The organism is Micromonospora sp. NPDC004704 (assembly GCF_053601675.1).
In genome coordinates this window covers 79976-102941 of sequence record NZ_JBSGCD010000001.1, presented here as the reverse complement: position 1 = coordinate 102941, position 22966 = coordinate 79976, and the positions used below count along the sequence as shown (strand labels likewise).

Below are 22966 nucleotides of genomic sequence, written 5' to 3'. Positions count from 1 at the left end.
ACAGATGGCCCGCAACCCACACTGCCAAAGCTCCGGCTCGCGTACGTTAGCGCCATGGCGGCTCATTGGACCCTGGGATGCGATGCCGACAACCCTCAGCGGCTCGCCGCCTTCTGGGCGCTTGCCCTGGCGTACGTCAAGGAGCCCGGTTTCGACGAGCCCGACAACGCATCCATCATCGACCCGGATGGCCACGGTCCCGCGATCAGTTTCCTCAAGGTGCCCGAGGGAAAGACCGCCAAGAACCGAATGCACATCGACGTGCGGGTGGCGGGCCCGGGTCCCTGGGACATGACCGAGCGGGCACGACCGATCCGGCAGAAGGTGCCCGAGCTGGTGGCCGCCGGTGCGACCGTGATACGCGAGGAGTGGTACGGCGACGCCCTGGGGCACGTCGTCATGCAGGACCCCGAGGGCAACGAGTTCTGCGTCGCCTGATGCCGTGGTGGGCTCGAGGTCGGGGACGGTGGAGACGGCGAGACACGTCGCCGCTCCCCTGGTGACACTCCCACCGACCTGTCGCCCGGTGTCTCTGGCAGCCTGAGGCGATGCGTTCCCTTGGTTGGCCGCACGACTTCCGCGGAGAGCCGTGGGCGGACATCGCGACGCGGTTGCGCGCCGTCCTCGACAGCAGCACGACCTATGAACCGGTGCTCGACATCGTCGACAGCGTGATCGCGTTCGAGGCCGAGAACCTTCTGGCGGGCGCCACCTCGATGACCGACATCATCGTCACGGCCGTACCCGTCACACCGGCACCGGTCGACGTCATCGTGGTCCGGTCCGCCTACAACTGGGTCACCATCAAACACCTCGCACACACCGGCCGTAACGACCGGATAGCCAGACCGGCTCAGGACGGGGTTGCCCTGTTCTGGCGATTCGTGATTGAAAAGTTCGGAATTCACCCCACGGCGACCGGTGCACCACCTGACCAGGCACCACGCTGACGGACCGGATCGAGTCATCCCGAGCTTGCACCATGTCCTGTAGCGACGCGGCGAGATCCTGCCATTGCGCTGCACCGCCTGCGGCCGCGTCCGGGTGAGCTGCATCCCCTCGATCGTTCCCCCGGCGTACCGTCGGGGTACATCGTGTACCCAATCCCAGCCCCGGTGAGGTGTCAGATGGCCGAGCAGGCACAGCCCACGCCAGGACAGCGAGTCGAGCGTCTACGCCGGGCTGCCGGCCTCTCACGGGAGAGGCTCGCCGGACTGGCCAGCCTTTCACCCACCACCATCAAGTTCATCGAGAACGGCAAGCGGAGCCTGACCCTGCGGGCAGCCCAACAGCTTGCTCCACATCTCGGCGTTCGGGACCTCGGTGACCTGTTCGGGCCGGCGGTCACCCTGTCGCTTGACGGCCGCCCCAGCCACCCTGCGGTCGAGGACGTCCGCCGGGCGTTGACCACATGGCACGTGACGGTGAGCGGGGAGCCGGCCACCACCGAGTACCTGCGCGGCGAGACCGACTCCGCTTGGCAGACGTGGCACACCTCGCGCCAGCAGCGGACCGAGATCGGAGCCCTGCTGCCCGGCCTGCTCAACTCCACGCAGCGGGCGGCACGACTCCACGAGGGACCCGACCGACGAACCGCCTTGGCCCTGCTTGCCCAGTCGTATCACCTGGCTCAGGCATACCTGGCATGGCATGGCGACCGCGAGCTGTGCTGGCTGACCGTCGACCGGGGCATGGCCGCGGCCATGGACGCGGACGACCCACTCGCCCTGGCGCAGGCCATCTGGTACGCGGCGCACCTGCTCCGGTCCACTGGTCGGAGTGACGAAGCGGTGGAGCGGCTACGAGAGGCGCGCAGCCTGATCGAGCCGAGGGTTGCGGACGGCCCAGCCGAGTACGCCGAGATGCTGGCCGATCTGCATCTGTGCGCGGCGTTGACGCGGGCACGCAACGGCGACCAGGGGGCCTGGGCGGATTGGGAGTCCGCCCGGAACATCGTGCACCGGGCGCTACCGGCGGACTTCGTCGGCCTCCGGACCCGGGTGTCCCGGCCGCTGGTCGAGGTGTACGCGGTGATGTGCGCCGTCGACCTCGGCGACCCGGAAGAGGCGCAGCGGCGGGCACATGCTCTCGACCCGCTGGCCATTCCCTCCACTGAGCGCCGAGGTCGGCACTACGTCGAGCTGGCCCGGAGTGCCGACCTCGAGGGCGCCCGCGAGGCGACCCTGCACCTGCTGACGAAAGCGGATGCCACCTCACCCGAGACGGTGCGGTTTTCGCCGGCAGCCAGGGACATGCTGACTCGGCTGGCAACGGAGGCACCCGCGTCGGTTCGCGGCGACGCGGTCGAACTGGCCGAACGAGCGGGCGTCAACCTGTAGGGGTACATGCCGCAACCGGGTACGCCGCGTACCCTTGCGCACCTTCGCTGGTACCTACCGTGACTCCATGGTCGCGGCGAGGTGTCGCACCGACTGCGCCCGTGGTACCTCGCAGCCGTTCACCTCGCCGCACCTACCGATCGCGCCGGGCCGGCTGCCCCCGTGGCTGACCCGGGACGCGGCGGCGGGAGTCGCGTCGCCGCGCCCCACCTGGTCCGTGGCTAGATCATGACGAAGATCCGGAGGGTACGGGTTGAGCTTCGCGAGACGCCGCCCGGACGCGGTGCGGCGGTCTACGACCCGATACCGAGCCTCTCGCAGAGCCCACGCAGCTCCGTCCAGCCAGTACCCCTGCGGGACCGCTCCAGCAGGCTCCGTACGGTCTCGACCATAATCGGATTTCGCATCCGCTGGGGCGCCAGGCGATCCGCCGTCAGGAGCATCCGCAACGCTTCGGCGTCCCGACCGGTCCTTGCCAAGGCCCGACCGGTGTCCGAGTAGAACGCGAACTGTCGGGAGATCGAATCCACCGCGTGCGGCGTGGTGCCCCGTGCGATCTCCACAGCCCGTCCCGGCGAATCGCCATCCGCTTCCATCGCGATTCGCCAGAAGTTGATGTTCGTCGGGCCGAACATGAGCCGGAGGGCGTCGGAGTCGCCCGTGTCGGCCGCGATCCGCTCCGCCAGTGCGACGGGCTCCATGGCGTCTTCGGCCCGTCCGAGCGCGTACAGCGCGTACGCCTGCGTCATATAGAGCTGCCCCAGCATCTCGCGGCCGTCGGGCAGGTTGGTGTGCGCCTCCAGATCGCGGGCCGCATGGTCGGCGATCGTCAACGCCCGCTCGTACAGACCGCAGCCCGTGGCGGCATGGGATCGGGCGAACGCGGCCAGGCCGAGCATGACCGGCTGGTCGAGCGCCTCAGCCGCCTGCTGCGCCCGGTCGGCGACAAGGCATGCGGCGGCAGGGTTGCCGGCGTACCTGACCACGAACGAAGCGGTGTCCTCGGCGATGACGAGCGCCCGCAGCGCCTCGGCACGGTCACTGCCGTAGGCCGCGAGATGGAGGCCGCGAAGCAGACTCGGGATGCGGGTTGTCGCGCCGGCGTAGTCGCACCGGGCACGAAGATCGCGGATCAGGTCCAGTTCATGGGCAAGCGCGGTTATGGGAAGGGCATCCGCCTGCGTTGGCCGGTACTGGAGGTCTGCCTCGATGACAGCACGGAGTGTCTCGTACACGGAACCGCTGACCTGCGCATCGCCGTGGTCGACAGGCGCGACCGGTTGGCCGGTGAGGTCGGTGACCGGGCAGCGGAGTGCCTGGGCGATGGACGCGAGGGTGAACCGGTTGTCGGCGCTGATCTCACCGCGTTCGATTCGCGACAGTGTGGAATGGTGGATCCCGGCCAGGTCGGCAACGACCCGGACCGTGAGTTTGAGCAGCTTACGGCGATCGCGGATCCGCTGACCGATGGCGGTGTCCGGAGTGGATCTGCGCGGCATGACGTCCTCCCTGAGGGGATGCTGCCACCCACGGTACGACCGATGGTGCATGTACGCACCAACCTAGGTATTCATCGCCCTACTGTCCGGTTAACAGCACGGTGTGTGAGCGCACCATTGCTTTCCGAGCTTGGAGGTACGCGATGGCGATAAACAGCACCAGACGAAAGTGGTTCGCGTCGGGTGTCGATCCGGCTCCAGCCCCAGTGGTTTCCCTCCCCGTCCCGGAGCCAGACATTGCCCGGCGCGAGCGACCGGTCGTGGCGTCGTTCGAGGCGGCAGAATGCGACCCTGGGCCGGTCGAGCAGGTGACCCCCGGCCCCGCACCGGAACCGGTCGAGCCGACCCGCGCGGCAGGTCAGCGTCCAGCTCTGCTGGTCGGGGCGGCGATGGTTGGACGGTCCTACCGGTCGGATCCGGCAACACGGAGGCGCCTCAACTCCCGGCAGGCTGCCTGGTGGGGAGCGTCATGAGCGACGCGGCCGAAATGATCCGGGAGGCGCTGCGAGTGGTCGCCAAGCACCGGGACAGCACGTGCGAACAGTGCAAGGAAGACGGATCGTGCCGAGCACTCGACCGGGCACGGAGCCTCGTCGCGACGCCGAGCGAGTGGTGACCGCTACCCTGCCGCCCGTCCCGCGCGGCCTGCTCCTCCGGCTCCAACCGGGCGAGTGGTACGACGACGGCAGGCCGGCCACGACAGCAACGATCGTGCGGGTGTTCGCGATAGACCGGATGGCGCCCCGGCTACGCGGACTCGACTACGAATTCTGGGTATCCGCTCACACGCTGAGATACACCCCAACGGAGGCATCGAAGCACCCGCCCTGCGCGAGTTCCTACGTCCCACGCGCGGCAATCGAGCGACACCTGAGGGAGCCGAACCGGTGAGCCGACAGGACGAGCCACTCACCCCGGCCGCGATCTGGTGGGCGGCGACCCGGACCCTCGACGCTCACCTCAACGGTCGCCGGTGCCCGCAGTGCAAGGGAACCGAGTGCGAGCAGTTGGCGTGGGCCATCCGGCAGCGGCCCGGCGGGCGGGCGGCGTCGGTGGTGCCGGTCCTGCTCGCTGGCGTGACCCCGTGACCAACCCGAAGGCGGGTACAGGGACGACGCGGGCGCTGGTCAAGGTCACTGTCAACCTCACACCTCGGGCGATTGACGCCCTCGACATGGCGTGCGCGCGGACCAGGGACACGAAAACGGACACGATCAACCGGGCCCTCGTCGTCTACAACCTGGTGCACGACCTGATGGAGCGCGGCGGCGGCAGCCTCACCGTGCAGCGCCCGGACGGCAGCACCGAGCGAGTCCACCTGTTGTGACCAGTCCGGGTCGGCGGCAACCGGCTCCGGACAGCAAGACGTCGCCCCGGACCATCGCGGTCCGGGGCGACGTCTATCTGCACGGCGGGCACGGTCTCGGGATATGGGTGGCAGATCGGTGCAGGCGTGACACTCCGCCGAATGCGGGTGAGCGATATCCGAAGCTTGCCGGAGGCGGCGGATAGTGTGTCGAGCATGGTGGACCTTGAGGACGTGATCAGGTCTCTATTCCGGCGCCCCACAGGACCGACCCACGACAACCGCTCTGTCGAACGGCTTGACAACGGAGCTTTCCATCTCGACTACTACGACCCTGACCACGTATACCTGGTGACGGTGCGCCAAGTCCCACGGATCCGGCTAACGCTTGAACGCCCCTTGCCGGTAGGCAGCGTCGCCGGGGTACGTGCCGAGCTTGTACAGGTCAGCCTGGCCAACCACATCGAAGTGGTGCTCGACGCGGAGCAAGGCCCGGCTCGGGAGACGGCATCCAGCAGCTTCATGTCCTCATACAGGCAATGGGAGGGGCGAGCCGAGCGGGGATCACGACCGCCACCGTGGCCTGCGGAACGATTCAGAAGAATCGCCCTCATCGTGTCCGACGACATCGGCACTCCCTACCGCCTAGCCTCAGGGCTCAGTGGAGGCATGAGGACAGAATGGGAAACACGTTGGAAGTTCCGTCCGACGCCGCCTGCGACGGCGCGTCGTCTGACACTCGAATTCACGCCTCCGACCGGAGCACCCGTAAAGCTCAATATCTCGCTGCCACCTCTCACCCCGACTGACGGCTCCGAAACCGCCTGACCCATCAAATGTCGTCCTAAAAGGGCAGACACGGAAGACAACCCCTGGCTAAGATCCACACCCATGCAGGCCCAGGAGCACCAGCCGCGAGTCGATGGCCCCCAGCCCCGGGAGCACCAGTCCGGCGACGGACCTCAGCTCGTACCCTCGGGACGCCGTCCTCGGCGGCGGATCCTGATCCTGGTCGCGGCCATCCTCGTTCCCGTCCTGCTGGCCGCCGCCCTGATCACATACCTGGCCGGCGGCTTCAACGACGACGGCCAGTTCCGCGCCGAACCGCCGGCCTGCTCGACGCTCACACCGAGCATGCACCTGCTCGGCGTCGCCTACAGCGTGCAGCAGGACGAGTCCAACAACTGCGACTTGCTGCTGCCCCGCGACCATCCCGACTACATCCCGGCACCGAAGATCACCGTCTCCTACTACGTCGCCACCCCGGGTCGGGACGATGCACCGGATGCTGCACGCCGACTTCTACTGCGACTCGGGACAGACCTACAGCCGCTGCCCGGAGTAGGCGATCAGGCGTACGTCCGCAACCGGGACGTGTTCCTGGTGGTGAGCAACCTCGTGGTGGCCATCGTGGTCTTCCCTCAGCAGACCAGCACCCAAGACCAGGTACGGGCCTTCGCCGTCGACCTGGCAAACCACCTACAGGGCAGTTGAGGCTCCTCGTCATCCTTTGACCGCAGAAGATCGACTGCCGCACCCCGCACCGCCCGACGACAAGCCAGCACCGGTCTGGGTAGTCGCGGCGGTCACCTCGCACGACGTCCCGACGCACAGGCACGATCGGGTACGCCGCCGCGGCGAGCATTGTGGTCGGTGAAGGCCAGGTGCGTGCCATCATTGGCCGTGGTACTCCGCCCGCTGCCGATAACTCGCATCGCCAACACCACACTCGGTACAGCCGTCGCCATGCTCGCTTGGCCACTTTCAGTGGAACTGTCCGGGTTGGCAGCGTACGCCGCTCTCATCCCCGTGGCCGCAGGCGCCACTCTCGCCGTACGCGCCTACCGCATGTCCGTGTCGCTGGAACGGGATGGCATCACAGTCCGGGGACTCCTATGGTCCCGGACGATCCGGCGTTCCGACGTCGTCGCGTTAACGTCTTTCCCCGCTCTCAAATGGCGACACCACTCCGGCCACCATGTCTACACTCCGTTGACCGTATTTCTGAACCTCGGGAACGGGCTTCCGATGGTCGGGGCGCACAACGAAGCCTGCCTCGACCGACTGTCGAAGGCCGTACGGCGGCGATGACAGCACCGACCACTCCCGGATGTACGAACGCCCAGGGAGCGCATTCACTCAGAGGCAAACGCACGCCCGCTGGGACGGTCCGCCGGAATCGATGCCGCATAACCCCATATGCGTCTGGCCCACCACCTTGAAGGCCCGTGGCTGGCTTGCCATTCCGTACGCCGTCGACCCGCACTCCTGTGGAGCGGGCCGGCATCCGCGGCACCATTACAAGCGGGCCCACGTCGACCCAGGGTTAGCCCTGCGGATGGTGGCTCACGTGGCATTTAACGGCCTTCCGGTGCAGCCAGGGCGTGCGTGGCGCTGGGCTGCCGAAACGTTTGTCGTCGGTAGTCATCCTCGGTCCAACTCCGACGGCCTGGCGCTGTACAGCGGGTGACCTACCGTTCCCTACATATGACCGTTGCGGCCTCCTGCTGCCCGGCTCCACCGTTAACGCCGGGTAGCCTGTCAGAAGGCACGAACATCCGACGAAGGGCAATGACGAGGTTGCCGGACTATGACGCTGAGTACGCACGGCGGATCGAGCGGCATGCCGGCGAGGTCGTTGATGCCGCCTTCCAGGAGGGCTGGTTGACGTTCCTTCCCGAGGACGAACATCAGTCACCGCTTCAGCGTGCGATCAACGAGCTGGCCCAAAATCTCCGCTTCAAGCACTTCGAGGGTGATGGTTGCCTAGAACACGGATGACCCTTCCGTGTTCTAGGCACCCTGCCCGGTCCCACACCGCACGCGACCGGCGGTCCGTTGCGGGCCGCCTTGAAGACGTAAAGAGAGTTCTCAGAGCATCACCGGCAGCCGGCAGGTCGTGCGCGGAATCACTATGCCGTAAGCAGATCGGGCCGCCCGGCGAGTCGAATGTTCCCGCCGTCCTACTTGGCGTTGAAGTAATTGGCGTCGGGGTGGTGGACGATGATGGCGTCGGTGGCCTGCTCGGGTTCGAGTTGGAACTCCTCGGAGAGGCGTACGCCGATGCGGTCGGCGCCGAGCAGGTCGACGACCTTCGCCCGGTCCTCTAGGTCGGGGCAGGCCGTGTAGCCGAGGGCGTACCGGCAGCCTCGGTAGTCGTTGTGCAGCAGGCCGGCGAGGTCGGTCGGGTCGTCGGTTGCGACCGTACGGCCGCCGGGCAGGACCAGCTCGCTGCGGACCCGGCGGTGCCAGTATTCGGCGAGGGCCTCGGTGAGCTGTACCGACAGACCGTGCACCTCGAGGTAGTCGCGGTACTCGTTGCGGGCGAACATCTTCGCGGTGTACTCGCTGACCGGCTGGCCGACGGTGACCAGTTGCAGGGCCACCACGTCCAACTGCTCACCGCGCGGCTTGAAGAAGTCGGCCAGGCAGAGGCGGCGTTCCTGCCGCTGGCGGGGGAAGGTGAACCTGGCCCGTTCGGTGTTCCCGTTCTCGTCCAGCACCACCAGGTCGTTGCCTTCGGAGTACGCCGGGAAGTAGCCGTACACCACGGCCGCTTCGAGCACCTTGTCGGCGATCAGCCGGTCCAGCCAGTAGCGCAGCCGGGGCCGTCCTTCGGTTTCGACCAGTTCCTCGTACGTCGGGCCGTTGCCGCCTCGGGCACCGCGCAGCCCCCACTGGCCGACGAACGTCGCCCGCTCGTCCAGGACGGCCGAGTACTCGGCCAGCGGCACACCCTTGATGACGCGGGTGCCGAAGAACGGTGGTGCGGGCACCTCGACGTCGGTGGCGACGTCGGAGCGGACCGAGGAGTCGTTGATGTCCGGCAGGGCGTCGCCGACCATGGTCCGTTGGCGCTCCCGGCGGGCCCGCCGCGCCGCCAGGGCCGCTTCCCGTTCCGGGTCGACCACTGCGGCGCCACCGCGCTTGGCGATCATCACCCGGTCCATCAGGGACAGTCCCTCGAACGCGTCGCGGGCGTAGTGCACCTGGCCGGCGTACATCGAACGGAGATCATCCTCGACGTAGGCCCGGGTGAGCGCGGCCCCGCCGAGCAGGACCGGCCAGCGTTCGGCGACCCCTCGGGAGACCATCTCCTGGAGGTTTTCCTTCATGATGACGGTGCTCTTGACCAGCAGGCCGGACATGCCGATGGCGTCTGCCCTGTGTTCCTCGGCGGCGTCGAGGATCGCGGTGATCGGCTGCTTGATGCCGATGTTGACGACCTCGTAGCCGTTGTTGGACAGGATGATGTCGACCAGGTTCTTGCCGATGTCGTGCACGTCGCCCTTGACCGTGGCCAGCACGATTTTGCCCTTGCCGCCGTCGTCGGCCTTCTCCATGTGCGGTTCCAGGTACGCGACCGCGGTCTTCATCACCTCGGCCGACTGGAGCACGAACGGAAGCTGCATCTGGCCGGAGCCGAACAGCTCGCCGACCACCTTCATCCCGTCGAGCAGGGTGTCGTTGATGATCGCCAGGGCGGGGCGTTCGGTCAGGGCGTCGTCCAGGTCGGCTTCCAGGCCCTTGCGTTCGCCGTCGACGATCCGGCGCTTGAGCCGTTCGTCCAGCGGCAGCCCGGCGAGTTCCTCGGCCCGGGTGGCTCGCGCCGAGGCGGCGTCGACGCCCTCGAAGACCTGGATGAAGCGCTGCACCGGGTCGTACGCGGGCTGGTCGTCGGTGGCCGGGCGGCGCCGGTCGTAGACCAGGTCGAGGGCCGCCTCGCGCTGCTCCTGCGGGATCTTCGACATCGGCAGGATCTTGCTGGCGTGCACGATCGCGCTGGTCAGGCCGGCCTGTACGCACTCGTGCAGGAACACCGAGTTGAGCACCTGACGGGCGGCCGGGTTGAGTCCGAAGGAGACGTTGGACAGCCCGAGGGTGAAGTTGACGCCGGGGTAACGCTTCGCGATCTCACGGATCGCGTTGATCGTCTCGATGCCGTCGCGGCGGGTCTCCTCCTGGCCGGTGGCGATCGGGAAGGTCAGCGTGTCGACCATGATGTCGCCCAGCGACAGCCCCCACCGGCCGGTGAGGTCGTCGATCAACCGGGACGCGACCCGGACCTTCCACTCGGCCGTACGGGCCTGGCCCTCCTCGTCGATGGTCAGTGCCACCACGGCGGCGCCGTGCTCCTTGATGATCGGCATCACCCGGGCGTAGCGGGATTCGGGGCCGTCGCCGTCCTCGAAGTTGACCGAGTTGACCACGCACCGGCCGCCGAGCATCTCCAACCCTGCCTCGATCACCTGGGGCTCGGTCGAGTCGAGCATGATCGGCAGGGTGGACGCGGTGGCGAACCGGCTGGCGAGTTGGCGCATGTCCTCGGCGCCGTCGCGGCCGACGTAGTCGACGCAGAGGTCGAGCAGGTGCGAGCCGTCGCGGGCCTGGCTGCGGGCGATCTCCACGCACGCCTGCCAGTCGCCGGCGAGCATCGCCTCCCGGAACGCCTTGGAGCCGTTGGCGTTGGTCCGCTCCCCCACCATCAGGACGCTGGCGTCCTGGGCGAACGGGACATGGTGGTAGATCGACGCGACCCCGGCCTCCGGCTGTGGCTGGCGCGCGACCGGGGTGGCTCCGGTCAGCCGCTCGGAGACGGCCCGGATGTGCTCGGGGGTGGTGCCGCAGCAGCCACCGACGAGCGAGACGCCGTACTCGTTGACGAACCGGTCGAGCGCGTCGGCAAGTTCCTGCGGGGTCAGCGGATAGTAGGCGCCGTCGGCGGTGAGCTGCGGCAGGCCGGCGTTCGGCATCACCGACAGCGGCACCCGAGCGTGCTGGGAGAGGTACCGCAGGTGCTCGCTCATCTCGGCCGGGCCGGTGGCGCAGTTGAGCCCGATCAGGTCGATGCCGAGCGGTTCGAGGGCGGTCAGCGCGGCACCGATCTCGCTGCCGAGCAGCATGGTCCCGGTGGTCTCGACGGTGACGTGGCAGATCAACGGCACCGTACGGCCGGCCTGCGCCATCGCCCGCCGGGCACCGACCACAGCGGACTTGACCTGGAGCAGGTCCTGGCAGGTCTCGATGATCAACGCGTCGACGCCGCCGGTGAGCAGCCCGATCGCGTTCTCCAGGTACGCCTGGCGCAGGGTGTCGTACCGGCTGTGTCCGAGGGTGGGGAGCTTGGTGCCGGGCCCGATCGACCCGAGTACGAACCGGGGCCGCTCCGGCGTCGACCAGTGGTCTGCGGACTGCCGGGCGATCCGGGCGCCGGCCTCGGCCAGCTCGACGATCCGGTGCTGGATGTCGTACTCGCCGAGGTTGCCGAGGTTGGTGCCGAAGGTGTTCGTCTCGACGCAGTCCGCACCGGCCTCGAAGTACGCGTCGTGCACCGACCGGACGACCTCGGGCCGGGTGACGTTCAGGACCTCGTTGCAGCCCTCGTAGCCCTCGAAGTCGTCCAGGCTCAGATCGGCTGCCTGCAACATGGTCCCCATCGCACCGTCGGCGATCAGGATCCGGGTCGCGAGAGCGTCCAGCAGCGAAATAGGCACCCATTCAGGCTAATGCGGATCGAGCCCACTGACGGTTGCACAACACACACTCCCACATTATGTGATTCGCGTCGCCTGGTGTGGTCCGTACCGGGTTGTCCGACCTGCGGTGATCCAAACGGCCGTACCGGTCGGTTCGGCCGGGCCGAACGGCGCTGTAACGGGCGAGGTCGCGTGCGAGCGTGGGGTGTCGGCGCGGCCGGCGGGCCCCATCCCGCGCTGAGACGTAGGCTGACGGACGTGAGGGACATCAGGGACAGCGCCACCGGGCCCGGCGCGGGGACGGCCGGGCTCAGCATCAACCGGTCAAGCGTTATCCGGCTCGACATCGCCCAGCGCGGTGACGGTGACGGCGAGGTGCTCGCGTGACCGAGTTCGACGGCCTGCCCACGCTGCGTTCGCCGGTGGCCATCGCCGCCTTCGAGGGCTGGAACGACGCCGCCGACGCCTCGACCGCGGCGGTGGAGCATCTGGAGCAGGTCTGGCAGGCCCGGCAGATCGCCGAACTCGACCCGGAGGACTTCTACGACTTCCAGGTGAGCCGGCCGACGATCACGATGGCCGAGGGCGAGACCCGCCGGGTCGAGTGGCCGACCACCCGGTTCATGCTGGCCAGTCCGGAGGGGACCGACCGCGATGTGGTGCTGATCCGCGGGATCGAGCCGAGCATGCGGTGGCGGACCTTCTGCGAGCAGATCCTGGAGCTGTGCCACAGCCTGGAGATCAACCGGATCGTGCTGCTCGGGGCGTTGCTCGCCGACGTGCCGTACACCCGGCCGTTGCCGATCAGCGGGAGCGCGTCGGACAAGGACGCGGCCGAGCGCTACCAGCTCACCCCGACCCGGTACGACGGACCGACCGGGATCGTCGGTGTGCTCCAGGATGCCTGCACCCGCGCCGAGGTCGACGCGGTGTCGTTCTGGGTGCACGTGCCGCACTACGCCAACAACCCGCCCTGCCCGAAGGCGACCCTGGCCCTGCTGCACCGGGTCGAGGAGGTGCTCGACCTGCCGGTGCCCATGGCCGACCTGGCCGAGGAGGCCGCCGAGTGGGAGCAGCGGGTGCGCTCCGCCGCCGAGCAGGACGCCGAACTCGGCGAGTACGTCCGGGAGCTGGAGGAGCGGGTCGGCGACGCCGGTATCCAGCCGTTGACCGGGGACGAGATCGCCCAGGAGTTCGAGAAGTACCTGCGTCGTCGGGGTGGTTCCGCCGGCCCGACCGCCGGCTCTTGGTAAGGGTTCACACACCGGTAACAAAGGGGCATCTGTCGGATAGCTGACAGATAAGGCGCGACACATCGATCTGAATGATCATATGTCGGGATGATCACCCCTACCCCGCTTATGGGGCTCGTGACCGGTTTCTGGAGCTTCAAGACCTTCGCGGCGGCGGTCGAACTCGGCCTGTTCACCCGGATCGCCGGTGGGCAGGTGCTGACGGTGCAGACCGCGAGCACCGAGTTCGGCCTCGCCGCACGCCCGGCCGACCTGCTGCTCTCTGCCTGCGCCTCGCTGGGCCTGCTGGAAAAGACCGACGGCGGCTACCGCAACTCCGCGCTGGCCGAGGAGTTCCTGGTCGCCGGGAAGCCGTACTACTTCGGCGGCCAGGTGCGCTACTGCGACGAGCGCACCTACCTGCCCTGGCACCGCATCGGCGAGGCGCTGCGTACGGACAAGCCGCTCACCTGGGACCCCCAGGCAAAGGGGTCGGTGTTCGACGCCGACGACCCGGAGATGCTCGCCCTGTTCTGGGAGGCGATGTACTCCACCTCGATCTTCACCGCCCGGGCGCTGGCCGGCGCGTACGACTTCACCGGGCACCGGCGTCTGCTCGACGTCGGCGGTGGGGCGGGCGCCTTCTCGATCGAACTCTGCCGGCAGTACCCCGATCTGCGGGCCACCGTCCTCGACCTGCCGCACGTCTGCGCCCAGGCCGACGGGAAGATCGCCGCAGCCGGGCTGACCGGCACGGTGGACGCCGTCAGCGGGGACTTCCTCGCCGACCCGGCGCTGCCCGAGGGATACGACGCGGTCCTGCTGAGCATGATCCTGCACGACTGGGACGAGCCGACCAACGAGCTGATCCTGGCCAAGTGCTTCGCCGCGCTCTCCCCCGGCGGCACCATCATCATCTCCGAGCTGCTGCTCAACGACGACCGGACCGGGCCACCGGAAGCCGCGCTGATGGGGATGAACATGCTGGTGGAGACCGAGGGCGGGAAGAACTACTCCGGCGCGGAGTACCGCGAGTGGCTGGGCCGGGCCGGGTTCACCGACATCCGTACGCTCGCCTTCGAGGCACCGGGCGCGAACGGCGTGGTGCTCGGCCGCAAGCCGTGATCCGTCACCTGCCGAACGCGTAGGAGTTTCGCGGAAGGTCCGGTCCTCGGCGTGTCGCTGTGGGCCGGACCACCGCGCGTACGGCATCCTAGGAACCTAGTCGTGCTGGTAGGGGTAGGAACCTCGTTGGGCTGGCAGAGGGAGGACCAGGTGCAGATCAACCCGGGGGCCGCCGAGTTCCCGCACCGGCAGATCGCGAGCCAACTGCGTACGCGGGTCCGTCAGGGCGACTGGGCGGCCGGTGAGCGGCTGCCGAGCATCCCGGCCATCGCGGAGATGTTCGGGGTGGCCAAGCAGACCGTGCAGCGCGCCATCGACCAGCTCCGGGTCGAGGGCGTACTGATCACCAAGCCCGGCTCCGGCACCTACGTACGCGGCACCCGCCGCCGGCTCAACCGGCTCTCCCGGGGCCGCTACGGCGGTCACCGGGGCTACCACGCCGACCTCGCCGCCCGTTACCGCCAGCACCTGATCCAGGTCGGCCGGGCACCGGCACCGCCGGAGGTGGCCGACGCGTTCGGGGTGCCGGACGGCACCGAACTGGTCATCCGGCGGCACCTGGTCCGGACCGAGGACGTGCCGGTCGAGGTGGGTGCCTCCTGGTTCCGGGTCGCCGACGCCGCCGGCACCAGCCTGGAACGGATGGAGTCCTTCGGCCGGCCGCTCTACCAGGAGGCCGAGGAGGCCATCGGGCGCGGGTACGCCTCCGCCACCGACACCATCAGCGCCCGGCAGCCGAGCCGGGAGGAGGCGGAGATCCTCCAGATCCGGCCGGACACCCCGGTCCTGCACCTGCTGCACGTCGCGTACGACGACCGGCACAAGCCGATCGAGGTGGCCCAGGCGACGTGGCCCGGACCGATGACCACGCTGACCGAGGAGTACCGGATCCCCGGACCCGCGGCCGACCCCGAACCCGATCCCGGCCTGGTGCTCGGCTGACCCTGAACGACCTGCTGTCCGCGTTCATGGTCGCGAAAAGTTCGGCCGGTCCTGGCGAGCCGAACTCTTCGCGATCATGGAAGTGCCCCGGGACGGGAGGCTAGAGCTTCACGCCGAGCAGCGCGTCGACGGTGTCGGCGAACAGCGCCGGGGCGGCCGGGTCGTCGCCGTCACCGGCGAGGGTGCTGTCCACCCAGTCGTCCACCAGCGCCAGCGCACCCGGAGTGTCCAGATCGTCGGCGAGCCGGGCCCGTACGCCGGCAAGCAGCTCGGCCCCGGACGGCCCGGCGGGCGCGGCGGCGGCCTCCCGCCACCGGGCCAGCCGCTGTTGTGCGGTCTTGAGCACCTCGTCGGTCCAGGTCCGATCCGACCGGTAGTGGTCGACGACCAGGCCCAGACGCAGCGCCATCGGGTCGACCCGGTCGGCCCGCAGCCGGGACACGAAGACCAGGTTCCCCTTGGACTTCGACATCTTCTCGCCGTCCAGACCGATCATGCCGGCGTGTACGTAGTGCCGGGCGAACGGCGACTCGCCGGTCAACCGCTCCGCGTGCGCGGCCGAACACTCGTGATGGGGGAAGAGCAGGTCGTTGCCGCCGCCCTGCACGTCGATGGTGTTGCCGAGCAGGTCCAGGGCGATCGAGGCGCACTCGATGTGCCAGCCCGGTCGGCCCGGCCCGAGGGGTCCCCCGTCCCAGGCCGGTTCGCCCTCGCGGGCCCCGCGCCAGAGCAGCGGGTCCAGCGGGTCGCGCTTGCCCGGCCGGTCGGGGTCGCCGCCCCGCTCGGCGGACAGGACGAGCATCTCCTCGCGGGAGAGGTTCGACTCGTAACCGAATTGGGGCGCGGCGGCGAGGTCGAAGTACACGTCCCCGGTCCCGTCCTCCAGCCGGTACGCGGCACCCTCGTCGTAGAGGGCGCAGACCTTGCCGACGATCGCCGGGATCGACTCGACCGCGCCGACGTAGTGCGCCGGGGGGATGATCCGCAGGGCCTCCATGTCCTCGCGGAACAGGGCGGTCTCCCGCATCGCCAGGACGATCCAGTCCTCGCCGTCGCGCTGGGCCCGCTCCAGCAGTGGATCGTCGATGTCGGTGACGTTCTGGACGTAGCGCACCTCGTGCCCGTTGTCCCGCCACATCCGCTGCACCAGATCAAAGGTGATCATGGTGGCGGCGTGACCGAGGTGGGTCGCGTCGTACGGCGTGATGCCACAGACGTACATCGTCGCCGGCCCGGTGGGGCGGCTCGGGTGGGCGGCGCCGCGCGCCGAGTCGTACAACGCCAGTGGCTCACCGGTTCCCGGCAGCCGTGGCACCTGATGCCCCGTCCATGCGTCCATGACGGCCAGCCTAGCCAGCCCGGCCGGGCCGATCGGGACAGCCCGAGGTGATCAATGCGACAGGGCGCGCGCGTGGGCCGACGGAAACGGACCGAATGCCTGGTCAGGCGCGGTGGGTCGGGGTCAGATCGGTGGCCACGGGATCGCCGGCCAGTCCTCGGGCGGAACCGGGAACCGGGCCGTCTCCAGCAACCGGTTCACCCGCGCCGAGACCTCCGCGACCTCGCTGATGGTCAGGTGTTCGGCCAGTTCCTCGCCGAGCGCCCCGACGAGGCCGGCGGCGAGCTCGCTCAGGACCTCGATCGCGTCCGGCGGCAGGGCACGCCGGGACCACCCCCAGAGCACCGTACGGAGCTTGTCCTCGACGTGGAAGCTGACCCCGTGGTCGACGCCGTAGATCCGGTCGTCGGGGCCGATCAGCACATGGCCGCCCTTGCGGTCGGCGTTGTTGATCACGGCGTCGAAGACCGCCATCCGGGCCAACCGGGGGTCGTCGGCGTGTGCGAGCGCGTACGGCACGCCGTCGTCGTCCTGGGCGGCGGCGACCCGGAACCACCGGGGCGGGAGGCTGCCCGCCGGGACGAACCCGACCAGTGGTTCGGCGTCGGCGGGCTCGTCGATCCAGAGCTGACAGGCGCCGGGGCCGAACGGGCCGTCGCGCAGCACCGTCGGCGGGACCACGTCCCAGCCCGTGGCCCGGGAGACCAGGTAGGCGCTCACCTCGCGGCCGGCGAGGGTGCCGTCGGGGAAGTCCCACAGCGGTCGCTCGCCGCGTACCGGCTTGTAGACGCACCGGGCGGTCACCCCGTCGAGGGTCAGGAACCCCCGCAGGGTGGTGTTGGAGGCGTCGGTGAGCCGCCCCTCCAGCTCGAACTCACCGCCCCGAAGCAGGCGTAGCGCGTCGCTCTCGTCGAGCACCGGCTGCACGTCGGACGAGGTCACCGCAGCGGCACCCGGCCGCTCGGGGCCCGGCCGATCCGGGTCGTCGGGGTGTCGACCATCAGCGGTGGTAGCCGTTGTGGCGTGGGCAGAGGTGACCGGCGGGGTCGAGCGGCTGGCCGCAGAGCGGGCACGGCGGCCGGCCGGCGTTCACCACCCGGCGGGCCCGCTCGATGAACTCCCGCGCCGCCTGTGGGGTCAACCGCACCCGCAGCCGGTCGAGGTCGTCATCGGGCTCCTCGTCCTCCTCGTCGGTCTCGTCCACCTCGTCCGGCTCACCGAGCTCGACCTCCGCCTCGGCCTCACCGGCCGCGATCGCCTCGATGACCACCGTGGCGGTGTCGACGTCGAAGGCAAGGCCCAGGGTGCCGACGCGGAACTCCTCGTCGACCGGGTTGTCCAGCGGGTCGTTGTCGGAGGTGACCACCACCGGCTCGGGCAGCTCGACACCGAAGCGGCGCTGCGCCTCGGTCAGCAGCTCTTCCAGCTTCTCGGCCAGCAGCGACACCTGGACCTTCTCCAGGGCGACACTGACCACCCGGCCGCCGCCCTTGGCCTGGAGAAAGAACGTCCGCTCTCCGGGCGGGCCCACGGTCCCAGCGACGAACCGCTCTGGCGGCTCGAAGGCGTGCACCTGGTGGGTCATACCCACGACCCTATCCGGCCCGATCCGCCGCCGCGCAGCGCACCGACCCGAATCGCCGGGCACCCCCGGCCCGCCCGCCCGTGCGGCCCTGTCGTGCCTGGTGGAACGGCTACCGGGGCCCGATCGGCGGGGCCGGCGGTGAGGTCGGCCGGGGTCATCGTTGCAGCCCCGGTTCGCCGCTGCCGGCACCGCCGCCGACCGCGGCGTCGGAGTCGGCCGCGCGGGGCTGCCGCCGCCGGGTCCGACGAGGCGGTACGAGGTTGCCCAGGTCGCCGGCCGAGTCGTTGAGCCGGAGCACGAACGGGCGGGTCGGGGTGTAGCGGATCGCGGTCACCGAGGCCGGGTCGGCCACGATCCGCTGGAAAAGATCAAGATGTACGCCGAGCGCGTCCGCCACGATGGCCTTGATCACATCGCCGTGGCTGCAGGCCAGCCAGATCGCCTCCGGCCCGTGCTCGGCGGTGACCCTGGCGTCCCAGCGGCGTACCGCCGACACGGCGCGGGTCGCCATCGCGGCCATCGCCTCGCCGCCGGGGAAGACCACCGAACTCGGGTGCTGCTGCACCACGGGCCACAGTGGATCCTTGGCCAGCTTCTTCAGCGGCTGCCCCTCCCAGTCGCCGTACCCGCACTCGATCAGGTCGTCCTCGAGGGTGGGCGGGACCTGCGGCAGCGCCAGTTCCAGGGTCTGCAGGCAGCGGATGAGCGGGCTGCTGACCACGGCCGCCAGCGGGAGCGGGCGCAGCCGGGCACCGGCCGCCACGGCCTGCGCCCGGCCGGTCTCGTCCAGCTCGACCGGCTGGCGCCCGGCCAGGCCGCCGCTGGCGTTCGCGGTGGTCCGACCGTGTCGCAGAAGTAGGAGGGTTGCCACGAGACCCACCCTACGGTGCCGTTCCTTACCGGCGGATCAGGTGGCGCCTGAACGGCGGCTCAGAGGACGCTCACCGGTGGCTCAGGGGCGCTTCACCCGCGGCTCAGACGGCGCTTACCAGCGGCTCAGGTGGCGCTTACCAGCGGCTCAGGTGGCGGTGATGGTGCCGGTGATGAGCAGGGCCAGGACCAGGCTGCCCAGGGCGACCCGGTAGAGCACGAAGGCGTACAGGGTGTGGTGGGCGACATAACGCAGCAGCCAGGCGATGGAGACGTACCCGACCGCGAACGCGATCACGGTGGCCACGATCATCTGGGCGACGGTCGGGATGGAGCCGTCGCCGCTGTTGTCGAAGACGTCCGGGATGCTGAACAGACCGGACATCACCACCGCCGGAATGGCCAGCAGGAACGAGTACCGGGCGGCGGCCTCGCGGGTCAGGTTCAGGAAGAGGCCGGCGGTGAGGGTGCCGCCGGAGCGGGACACGCCGGGGACCAGCGCCGCCGCCTGGGCCAGCCCCATCACGACGCCGTCGCGCATGGTGAAGTCCTTGATCGTCCGGGTCTGCCGGCCCCAGTACTCGGCGAAGGCGAGCACGAAGGCGAAGACGATCAAGACGGTGGCGACCAGCCACAGGTTCCGCGCGGCGGTCCGGATCTGGTCCTTGAACACCAGTCCGAAGACCCCGATCGGGATCGAGCCGACGATGACGTACCAGCCCATCCGGTAGTCCAGGCTGCCGCGTACCGAACGGTCCCAGATCCCGACCACCCAGATCCGGGTGATCCGCCAGATGTCCTTGGCGAAGTAGACCAGCACGGCCGCCTCGGTGCCGAGCTGGGTGACCGCGGTGAACGAGGCCCCTGCGTCCCGGTCGAAGAAGATCGCCGAGGTGATCCGCAGGTGCGCCGACGAACTCACCGGCAGGAACTCGGTCAGCCCCTGTACGAGGCCGAGCACGATCGCCTCGATCCAGCTCATCCGCTCACCGCCCCGCTCACTCGCCCACCCCGGACAGCTCCAGCGCCTCGGCGGCGGTCCGCAACGCCTGCACCCCGCTCTCGACATCGGCGACGAAGAGGGTGACCGACAGGGTGGTCACCCCGGACGCGGCGTACTCGCGCATCCGGTCGGCGATCCGCTCCTTGGGGCCGAGCAGCGAGGTCCGGTCGATGAACTCCAGCGGCACCGCCGCCGCCGCGTCCCGCTGCCGCTTGGCCAGGTACAGCTCCTGCACCTCGCGGGCGGCGTCGCCGTACCCCATCCGGGTGGCGAGCTGGTTGTAGAAGTTCTGCTCCCGGCTGCCCATGCCACCGACGTAGAGCGCGGCGTACCAGCGGACGAGTTCCGCGGAGGCGGCGATGTCGTCGCCGAGCACCAGCGGGACGCTCGGTACGACGTCGAAGCCGGCCAGTTCCCTGCCCGCCTTGGCCCTGCCTGCGGCCACCGCGGCCAACTGCTCGGCGGCGAACTCGGGCGCGAAGAAGACCGCCAACCAGCCGTCGGCGATCTCACCGGCGAGTTCCAGGTTCTTCGGCCCGACCGCGGCGAGATAGATCGGCACGTGCTCGCGGTACGGGTGGAAGCCGAGCCGGAGCGCCTTGCCCGGTCCGTCGGGCAGCGGGAGCTGGTAGTGGACCCCGTCGTACTCGACCTGCTTGCGGCCGAGCGCGAGCTTGACGATGTCGACGTACTCCCGGGTGCGGGCCAGCGGCTTGGCGAAACGTACGCCGTGCCAGCCCTCGGAGACCTGTGGCCCGGAGACGCCGAGCCCGAGCCGGAACCGGCCACCGGAGAGGGTGTCGATGGTCGCCGCGGTCATCGCCGTCGCCGCCGGGGTACGCGCCGGGATCTGCATCACCGCCGCACCGAGGTCGATCCGCTCGGTCTGCCCCGCCATCCAGGCGAGCATGCTGGGTGAGTCCGACCCGTACGCCTCGGCGGCCCAGACCACCGAATAGCCGAGCCGGTCCGCCTCCTGCGCCAGGAGGAGGTGGTCGGCGGGTGTGCTCCACGCCGTCTGGTAGCCGAGGCTGAGCCCGAGTCGCACTGGTCCTCCCCATCCGCGTGCCAAGTCGCATCAGGGTACGCAATGACCGGGAACAGCCCGGTCACCCGGTGGGCAACGCGCCGTCGGAATGGTGCAGTGGTGTCGGAAGGCCGTCATTCGGGCGTTCATGCAGGTCCGAAACACGCGGCGCGGCACACATCAGCGGGAGCGAGGATATCGGTTCGGCGATGTTCTGAATAAGGTTCACCCATGCAACAGCGACCGCTCGGCCGAAGCGGGCTGGCGGTTTCGCGGCTCGCGCTCGGCACCATGACCTGGGGTCGGGACACCGACGCCGACGATGCGGCCGCCCAACTGAAGAGCTTTCTCGATGCCGGCGGGAACCTGGTCGACACCGCCGACGTGTATTCCGACGGCGACGCGGAGTCGGTGATCGGGTCCCTGCTCGGCACCCTGGTCCCCCGCGAGGACCTGCTGATCGCGACCAAGGCGGGGCTGCGGCCGGGGTCGTCGCGACGGCGCGACGGCTCGCGGGGTCACCTGCTGCGGACCCTGGACGCCTCGCTGCGCCGGCTGGGTACGGACCACGTGGACCTGTGGCAGGTGCACGGTTACGACCCGGACACCCCGATCGAGGAGACCCTCGGCGCCATGGACCACGCGGTGAACAGCGGTCGGGTCCGGTACGTCGGGGTGTCGAACTTCTCCGGCTGGCAGACCGCGCGGGCCGCCACCTGGCAGGCGGCGTTCCCCGGCCGGGCGCCGGTGATCGCCGCCCAGGTGGAGTACTCGCTGCTGGAGCGCGGCATCGAGCGTGAGGTGCTGCCCGCCTGCGAGGGCCTGGGGCTGGGTGTCCTGCCCTGGTCGCCGCTGGGTCGGGGGGTGCTGACCGGCAAGTACCGGCACGGGCGGCCGGCCGACTCGCGGGCCGCCTCGCCGCACTTCGAGCGCTTCGTCGCCAGTTACCTGGAGCCCCGCTGCTCCAGCATCGTGGAGGCGGTCGCCACGGCGGCCGGCGGACTGGGCGTGTCACCCCTGGAGGTGGCCCTGGCCTGGGTACGCGACCGGCCCGGTGTGGTCGCCCCGATCCTGGGCGCCCGTACGGTCGGCCAACTGCTCGGCGCGCTGGCGGTCGAACGGATGACCCTGCCGGGGGAGATCGCCCGTGCCCTGGACGACGTGTCGGCCGTACCGGTCGGCTATCCGGAGCGGGACGGCTGACCGGGTAGTCGTCCCGATCTCAAGGACTGGTGTCTCCGGACGGGCGTGGGCAGGATAGGGGGCATGGACTACGAATACGCCCCGCTACGGTTGCCGTCGAACGTCGATCGGATGACCGCCGCGGCTCAACTGGCGATCCAGGCCGAATTCTCCGGTTGGGAGCTGGCCCGGGTGCGACTGTTCCGGGACGGTACGCGGCAGGTGGTGCTGCGTCGCCGCCTGGCACAAACGTCGCAACCGGGCCTCTCCTACTGATTCGCGACTGCCGGCCGACTATCGGGCCGAGTGCTCGTGGTCGTGATCGTGGTCGTGCTCGGCGTCGGTCGGCAGGAACGGGTGTTCGTCGAGCCGGCCGACGAGCTGGTCCTCGGCACCCGGCTGGAACGGCCCGGCGCTGTCGTCGTCGTCGAACGACTCGAGGTTGAGCGGCTCCGCCACCTCGCTGACGATCACCAGGCCGTCGAGCGGCTCCAGTTCCGGGATGTCGAGGGCGCCGAGCGAGCCGTCGCCGGTCTGGAGCAGCTCCAGGACCGCTTCGCCGACTCCCTCGACCGGCTCGGACTCCTCGTCCTCGCCGGCGGCGGCGCGGCGGGCGGCCTCGGCCACCCGGATCAGTGCCGCGACGCTGGGCACCCGGTAGTCGCGCCGCTGGCGGACCGAGAGCACCCGCGGGTGCGGGTCGGTCGACTCGTTGCCGTCGACGCCGCCCAGGCCGACACCGAACCGCTCGTCGGCCTCGTTCGGGTCGATCGACTCCACGTCCCAGGGAGTGACCTCGCCGAATGCGTCGAGCAGCCGCTCGTCGTACTCGAACGAGGCGTTGTTGAGCGCGACGTACGCCTGCCAGACGTCGTCGTCGTCGATCCGGCCCTCGGCGGCCTTGACCGCGGCGAGGTGGGCCCGAGCGGTCGAGATGACCCGCTCCAGGGCGGCGTCCAGCTCGGCGTGCTGGTCGGTCATGGTGTGGCTTTCCCTTCGAGGTGGCATAACGCGGGACATGATGCCGCGGCGTGTCGGTAA

General features: G+C 69.6%; 23 protein-coding genes. 14 read left to right on the top strand and 9 right to left on the bottom strand.

Annotated elements, in window-relative coordinates; all coding sequences use genetic code 11:
* The first annotated feature begins 54 nt into the window (after positions 1–54).
* The 3 genes from ACWEFB_RS00485 (at position 55) to ACWEFB_RS00475 (ending at position 2339) form a co-directional block, all read left to right on the top strand.
* Positions 55–438, top strand: a complete 384-nt coding sequence (locus ACWEFB_RS00485) for a VOC family protein (RefSeq protein ID WP_452280808.1) — start codon at positions 55–57, stop codon at positions 436–438.
* Positions 439–611: 173 nt separating this feature from the next.
* Positions 612–950 carry a hypothetical protein gene (locus ACWEFB_RS00480; protein WP_452280806.1) on the top strand — a complete coding sequence of 113 codons (339 nt, stop codon included), beginning with the start codon at positions 612–614 and terminating at the stop codon, positions 948–950.
* A 177-nt stretch (positions 951–1127) separates the two neighbouring features.
* Positions 1128–2339 (top strand): helix-turn-helix transcriptional regulator, encoded by a 1212-nt coding sequence (locus ACWEFB_RS00475; protein ID WP_452280804.1) that lies wholly within the window; start codon positions 1128–1130, stop codon positions 2337–2339.
* A gap of 293 nt (positions 2340–2632) precedes the next feature.
* On the opposite strand, the gene ACWEFB_RS00470 is transcribed toward ACWEFB_RS00475, so the two are convergent.
* Entirely contained in the window at positions 2633–3838 is a 1206-nt protein-coding gene (locus ACWEFB_RS00470) for a helix-turn-helix domain-containing protein (protein WP_452280802.1), read from the bottom strand.
* An 887-nt stretch (positions 3839–4725) separates the two neighbouring features.
* On the opposite strand from ACWEFB_RS00470, the gene ACWEFB_RS00465 reads away from it, so the two are divergent.
* The 5 genes from ACWEFB_RS00465 (at position 4726) to ACWEFB_RS00445 (ending at position 7925) form a co-directional block, all read left to right on the top strand.
* Positions 4726–4926 (top strand): hypothetical protein, encoded by a 201-nt coding sequence (locus tag ACWEFB_RS00465; protein WP_452280800.1) that lies wholly within the window; start codon positions 4726–4728, stop codon positions 4924–4926.
* The gene (locus ACWEFB_RS00460) at positions 4923–5165 is read left to right on the top strand and encodes a hypothetical protein (protein ID WP_452280798.1); all 243 of its coding nucleotides are present in this window, start codon (positions 4923–4925) and stop codon (positions 5163–5165) included. Before ACWEFB_RS00465 ends, ACWEFB_RS00460 begins: the two co-directional genes overlap by 4 nt.
* 195 nt (positions 5166–5360) lie before the next feature.
* Positions 5361–5972, top strand: a complete 612-nt coding sequence (locus ACWEFB_RS00455; RefSeq protein WP_452280796.1) for a hypothetical protein — start codon at positions 5361–5363, stop codon at positions 5970–5972.
* A gap of 63 nt (positions 5973–6035) precedes the next feature.
* A complete protein-coding gene (locus tag ACWEFB_RS00450; protein WP_452280794.1) occupies positions 6036–6638 on the top strand; it encodes a hypothetical protein in 603 nt (200 codons plus the stop codon).
* Positions 6639–7715: 1077 nt separating this feature from the next.
* The gene (locus ACWEFB_RS00445; protein ID WP_452280792.1) at positions 7716–7925 is read left to right on the top strand and encodes a hypothetical protein; all 210 of its coding nucleotides are present in this window, start codon (positions 7716–7718) and stop codon (positions 7923–7925) included.
* A 182-nt stretch (positions 7926–8107) separates the two neighbouring features.
* Here the strand turns inward: ACWEFB_RS00445 and metH are convergent, their stop codons facing one another.
* Entirely contained in the window at positions 8108–11638 is a 3531-nt protein-coding gene (metH, locus tag ACWEFB_RS00440) for a methionine synthase (protein WP_452280790.1), read from the bottom strand.
* Positions 11639–11878: 240 nt separating this feature from the next.
* Between metH and ACWEFB_RS00435 the strand changes: the two genes are divergently transcribed.
* The 4 genes from ACWEFB_RS00435 (at position 11879) to ACWEFB_RS00420 (ending at position 14919) form a co-directional block, all read left to right on the top strand.
* Complete coding sequence (locus tag ACWEFB_RS00435) at positions 11879–12007, top strand: hypothetical protein (RefSeq protein WP_326558625.1); 129 nt, start codon at positions 11879–11881, stop codon at positions 12005–12007.
* The gene (locus tag ACWEFB_RS00430) at positions 12004–12873 is read left to right on the top strand and encodes a PAC2 family protein (RefSeq protein ID WP_326558626.1); all 870 of its coding nucleotides are present in this window, start codon (positions 12004–12006) and stop codon (positions 12871–12873) included. The genes ACWEFB_RS00435 and ACWEFB_RS00430 overlap by 4 nt, the downstream gene beginning before the upstream one ends.
* Before the next feature lie 87 nt (positions 12874–12960).
* A complete protein-coding gene (locus ACWEFB_RS00425) occupies positions 12961–13977 on the top strand; it encodes a methyltransferase (protein WP_452280787.1) in 1017 nt (338 codons plus the stop codon).
* A gap of 150 nt (positions 13978–14127) precedes the next feature.
* Positions 14128–14919, top strand: coding sequence for a GntR family transcriptional regulator (locus ACWEFB_RS00420; protein ID WP_452280785.1), 792 nt, complete (start codon positions 14128–14130; stop codon positions 14917–14919).
* A gap of 100 nt (positions 14920–15019) precedes the next feature.
* Here ACWEFB_RS00420 and mshC read toward each other — a convergent pair whose 3' ends face one another.
* The 6 genes from mshC to ACWEFB_RS00390 form a co-directional block, all read right to left on the bottom strand.
* Positions 15020–16258 carry a cysteine--1-D-myo-inosityl 2-amino-2-deoxy-alpha-D-glucopyranoside ligase gene (gene mshC, locus ACWEFB_RS00415; RefSeq protein WP_452280783.1) on the bottom strand — a complete coding sequence of 413 codons (1239 nt, stop codon included), beginning with the start codon at positions 16256–16258 and terminating at the stop codon, positions 15020–15022.
* Between the two features lie 123 nt (positions 16259–16381).
* Complete coding sequence (locus ACWEFB_RS00410; RefSeq protein ID WP_326558630.1) at positions 16382–17200, bottom strand: SCO1664 family protein; 819 nt, start codon at positions 17198–17200, stop codon at positions 16382–16384.
* A 58-nt stretch (positions 17201–17258) separates the two neighbouring features.
* Positions 17259–17843, bottom strand: coding sequence for a DUF3090 family protein (locus ACWEFB_RS00405; protein ID WP_326558631.1), 585 nt, complete (start codon positions 17841–17843; stop codon positions 17259–17261).
* A gap of 154 nt (positions 17844–17997) precedes the next feature.
* Positions 17998–18714, bottom strand: coding sequence for a histidine phosphatase family protein (locus ACWEFB_RS00400; RefSeq protein ID WP_452280780.1), 717 nt, complete (start codon positions 18712–18714; stop codon positions 17998–18000).
* 147 nt (positions 18715–18861) lie between these two features.
* Complete coding sequence (locus tag ACWEFB_RS00395; protein WP_452280778.1) at positions 18862–19695, bottom strand: undecaprenyl-diphosphate phosphatase; 834 nt, start codon at positions 19693–19695, stop codon at positions 18862–18864.
* Between the two features lie 16 nt (positions 19696–19711).
* Positions 19712–20764, bottom strand: coding sequence for an LLM class F420-dependent oxidoreductase (locus ACWEFB_RS00390; RefSeq protein WP_452280776.1), 1053 nt, complete (start codon positions 20762–20764; stop codon positions 19712–19714).
* Positions 20765–20974: 210 nt separating this feature from the next.
* On the opposite strand from ACWEFB_RS00390, the gene ACWEFB_RS00385 reads away from it, so the two are divergent.
* Together ACWEFB_RS00385 and ACWEFB_RS00380 are read left to right on the top strand one after the other, a co-directional pair.
* The gene (locus tag ACWEFB_RS00385) at positions 20975–21946 is read left to right on the top strand and encodes an aldo/keto reductase (protein WP_452280774.1); all 972 of its coding nucleotides are present in this window, start codon (positions 20975–20977) and stop codon (positions 21944–21946) included.
* A 63-nt stretch (positions 21947–22009) separates the two neighbouring features.
* The gene (locus ACWEFB_RS00380) at positions 22010–22201 is read left to right on the top strand and encodes a DUF5703 family protein (RefSeq protein WP_326558636.1); all 192 of its coding nucleotides are present in this window, start codon (positions 22010–22012) and stop codon (positions 22199–22201) included.
* Positions 22202–22219: 18 nt separating this feature from the next.
* On the opposite strand, the gene ACWEFB_RS00375 is transcribed toward ACWEFB_RS00380, so the two are convergent.
* Positions 22220–22906: a hypothetical protein gene (locus ACWEFB_RS00375; RefSeq protein ID WP_452280772.1), complete on the bottom strand. Its 687-nt coding sequence runs from the start codon at positions 22904–22906 to the stop codon at positions 22220–22222.
* Between the last annotated feature and the right edge of the window lie 60 nt (positions 22907–22966).

What these genes read in the sequence shown, in the direction of transcription:
- ACWEFB_RS00475 (WP_452280804.1), top strand. Translation starts at nt 1,128, where the DNA reads ATGGCCGAGCAGGCACAGCCCACGCCAGGACAGCGAGTCGAGCGTCTA.
- ACWEFB_RS00380 (WP_326558636.1), top strand. Translation starts at nt 22,010, where the DNA reads ATGGACTACGAATACGCCCCGCTACGGTTGCCGTCGAACGTCGATCGG.
- ACWEFB_RS00385 (WP_452280774.1), top strand. Translation starts at nt 20,975, where the DNA reads ATGCAACAGCGACCGCTCGGCCGAAGCGGGCTGGCGGTTTCGCGGCTC.
- ACWEFB_RS00395 (WP_452280778.1), bottom strand. Translation starts at nt 19,695, where the DNA reads ATGAGCTGGATCGAGGCGATCGTGCTCGGCCTCGTACAGGGGCTGACC.
- ACWEFB_RS00375 (WP_452280772.1), bottom strand. Translation starts at nt 22,906, where the DNA reads ATGACCGACCAGCACGCCGAGCTGGACGCCGCCCTGGAGCGGGTCATC.
- ACWEFB_RS00455 (WP_452280796.1), top strand. Translation starts at nt 5,361, where the DNA reads ATGGTGGACCTTGAGGACGTGATCAGGTCTCTATTCCGGCGCCCCACA.
- ACWEFB_RS00485 (WP_452280808.1), top strand. Translation starts at nt 55, where the DNA reads ATGGCGGCTCATTGGACCCTGGGATGCGATGCCGACAACCCTCAGCGG.
- ACWEFB_RS00470 (WP_452280802.1), bottom strand. Translation starts at nt 3,838, where the DNA reads ATGCCGCGCAGATCCACTCCGGACACCGCCATCGGTCAGCGGATCCGC.
- ACWEFB_RS00450 (WP_452280794.1), top strand. Translation starts at nt 6,036, where the DNA reads ATGCAGGCCCAGGAGCACCAGCCGCGAGTCGATGGCCCCCAGCCCCGG.
- ACWEFB_RS00425 (WP_452280787.1), top strand. Translation starts at nt 12,961, where the DNA reads ATGATCACCCCTACCCCGCTTATGGGGCTCGTGACCGGTTTCTGGAGC.
- ACWEFB_RS00445 (WP_452280792.1), top strand. Translation starts at nt 7,716, where the DNA reads ATGACGAGGTTGCCGGACTATGACGCTGAGTACGCACGGCGGATCGAG.
- ACWEFB_RS00405 (WP_326558631.1), bottom strand. Translation starts at nt 17,843, where the DNA reads ATGACCCACCAGGTGCACGCCTTCGAGCCGCCAGAGCGGTTCGTCGCT.
- mshC (WP_452280783.1), bottom strand. Translation starts at nt 16,258, where the DNA reads ATGGACGCATGGACGGGGCATCAGGTGCCACGGCTGCCGGGAACCGGT.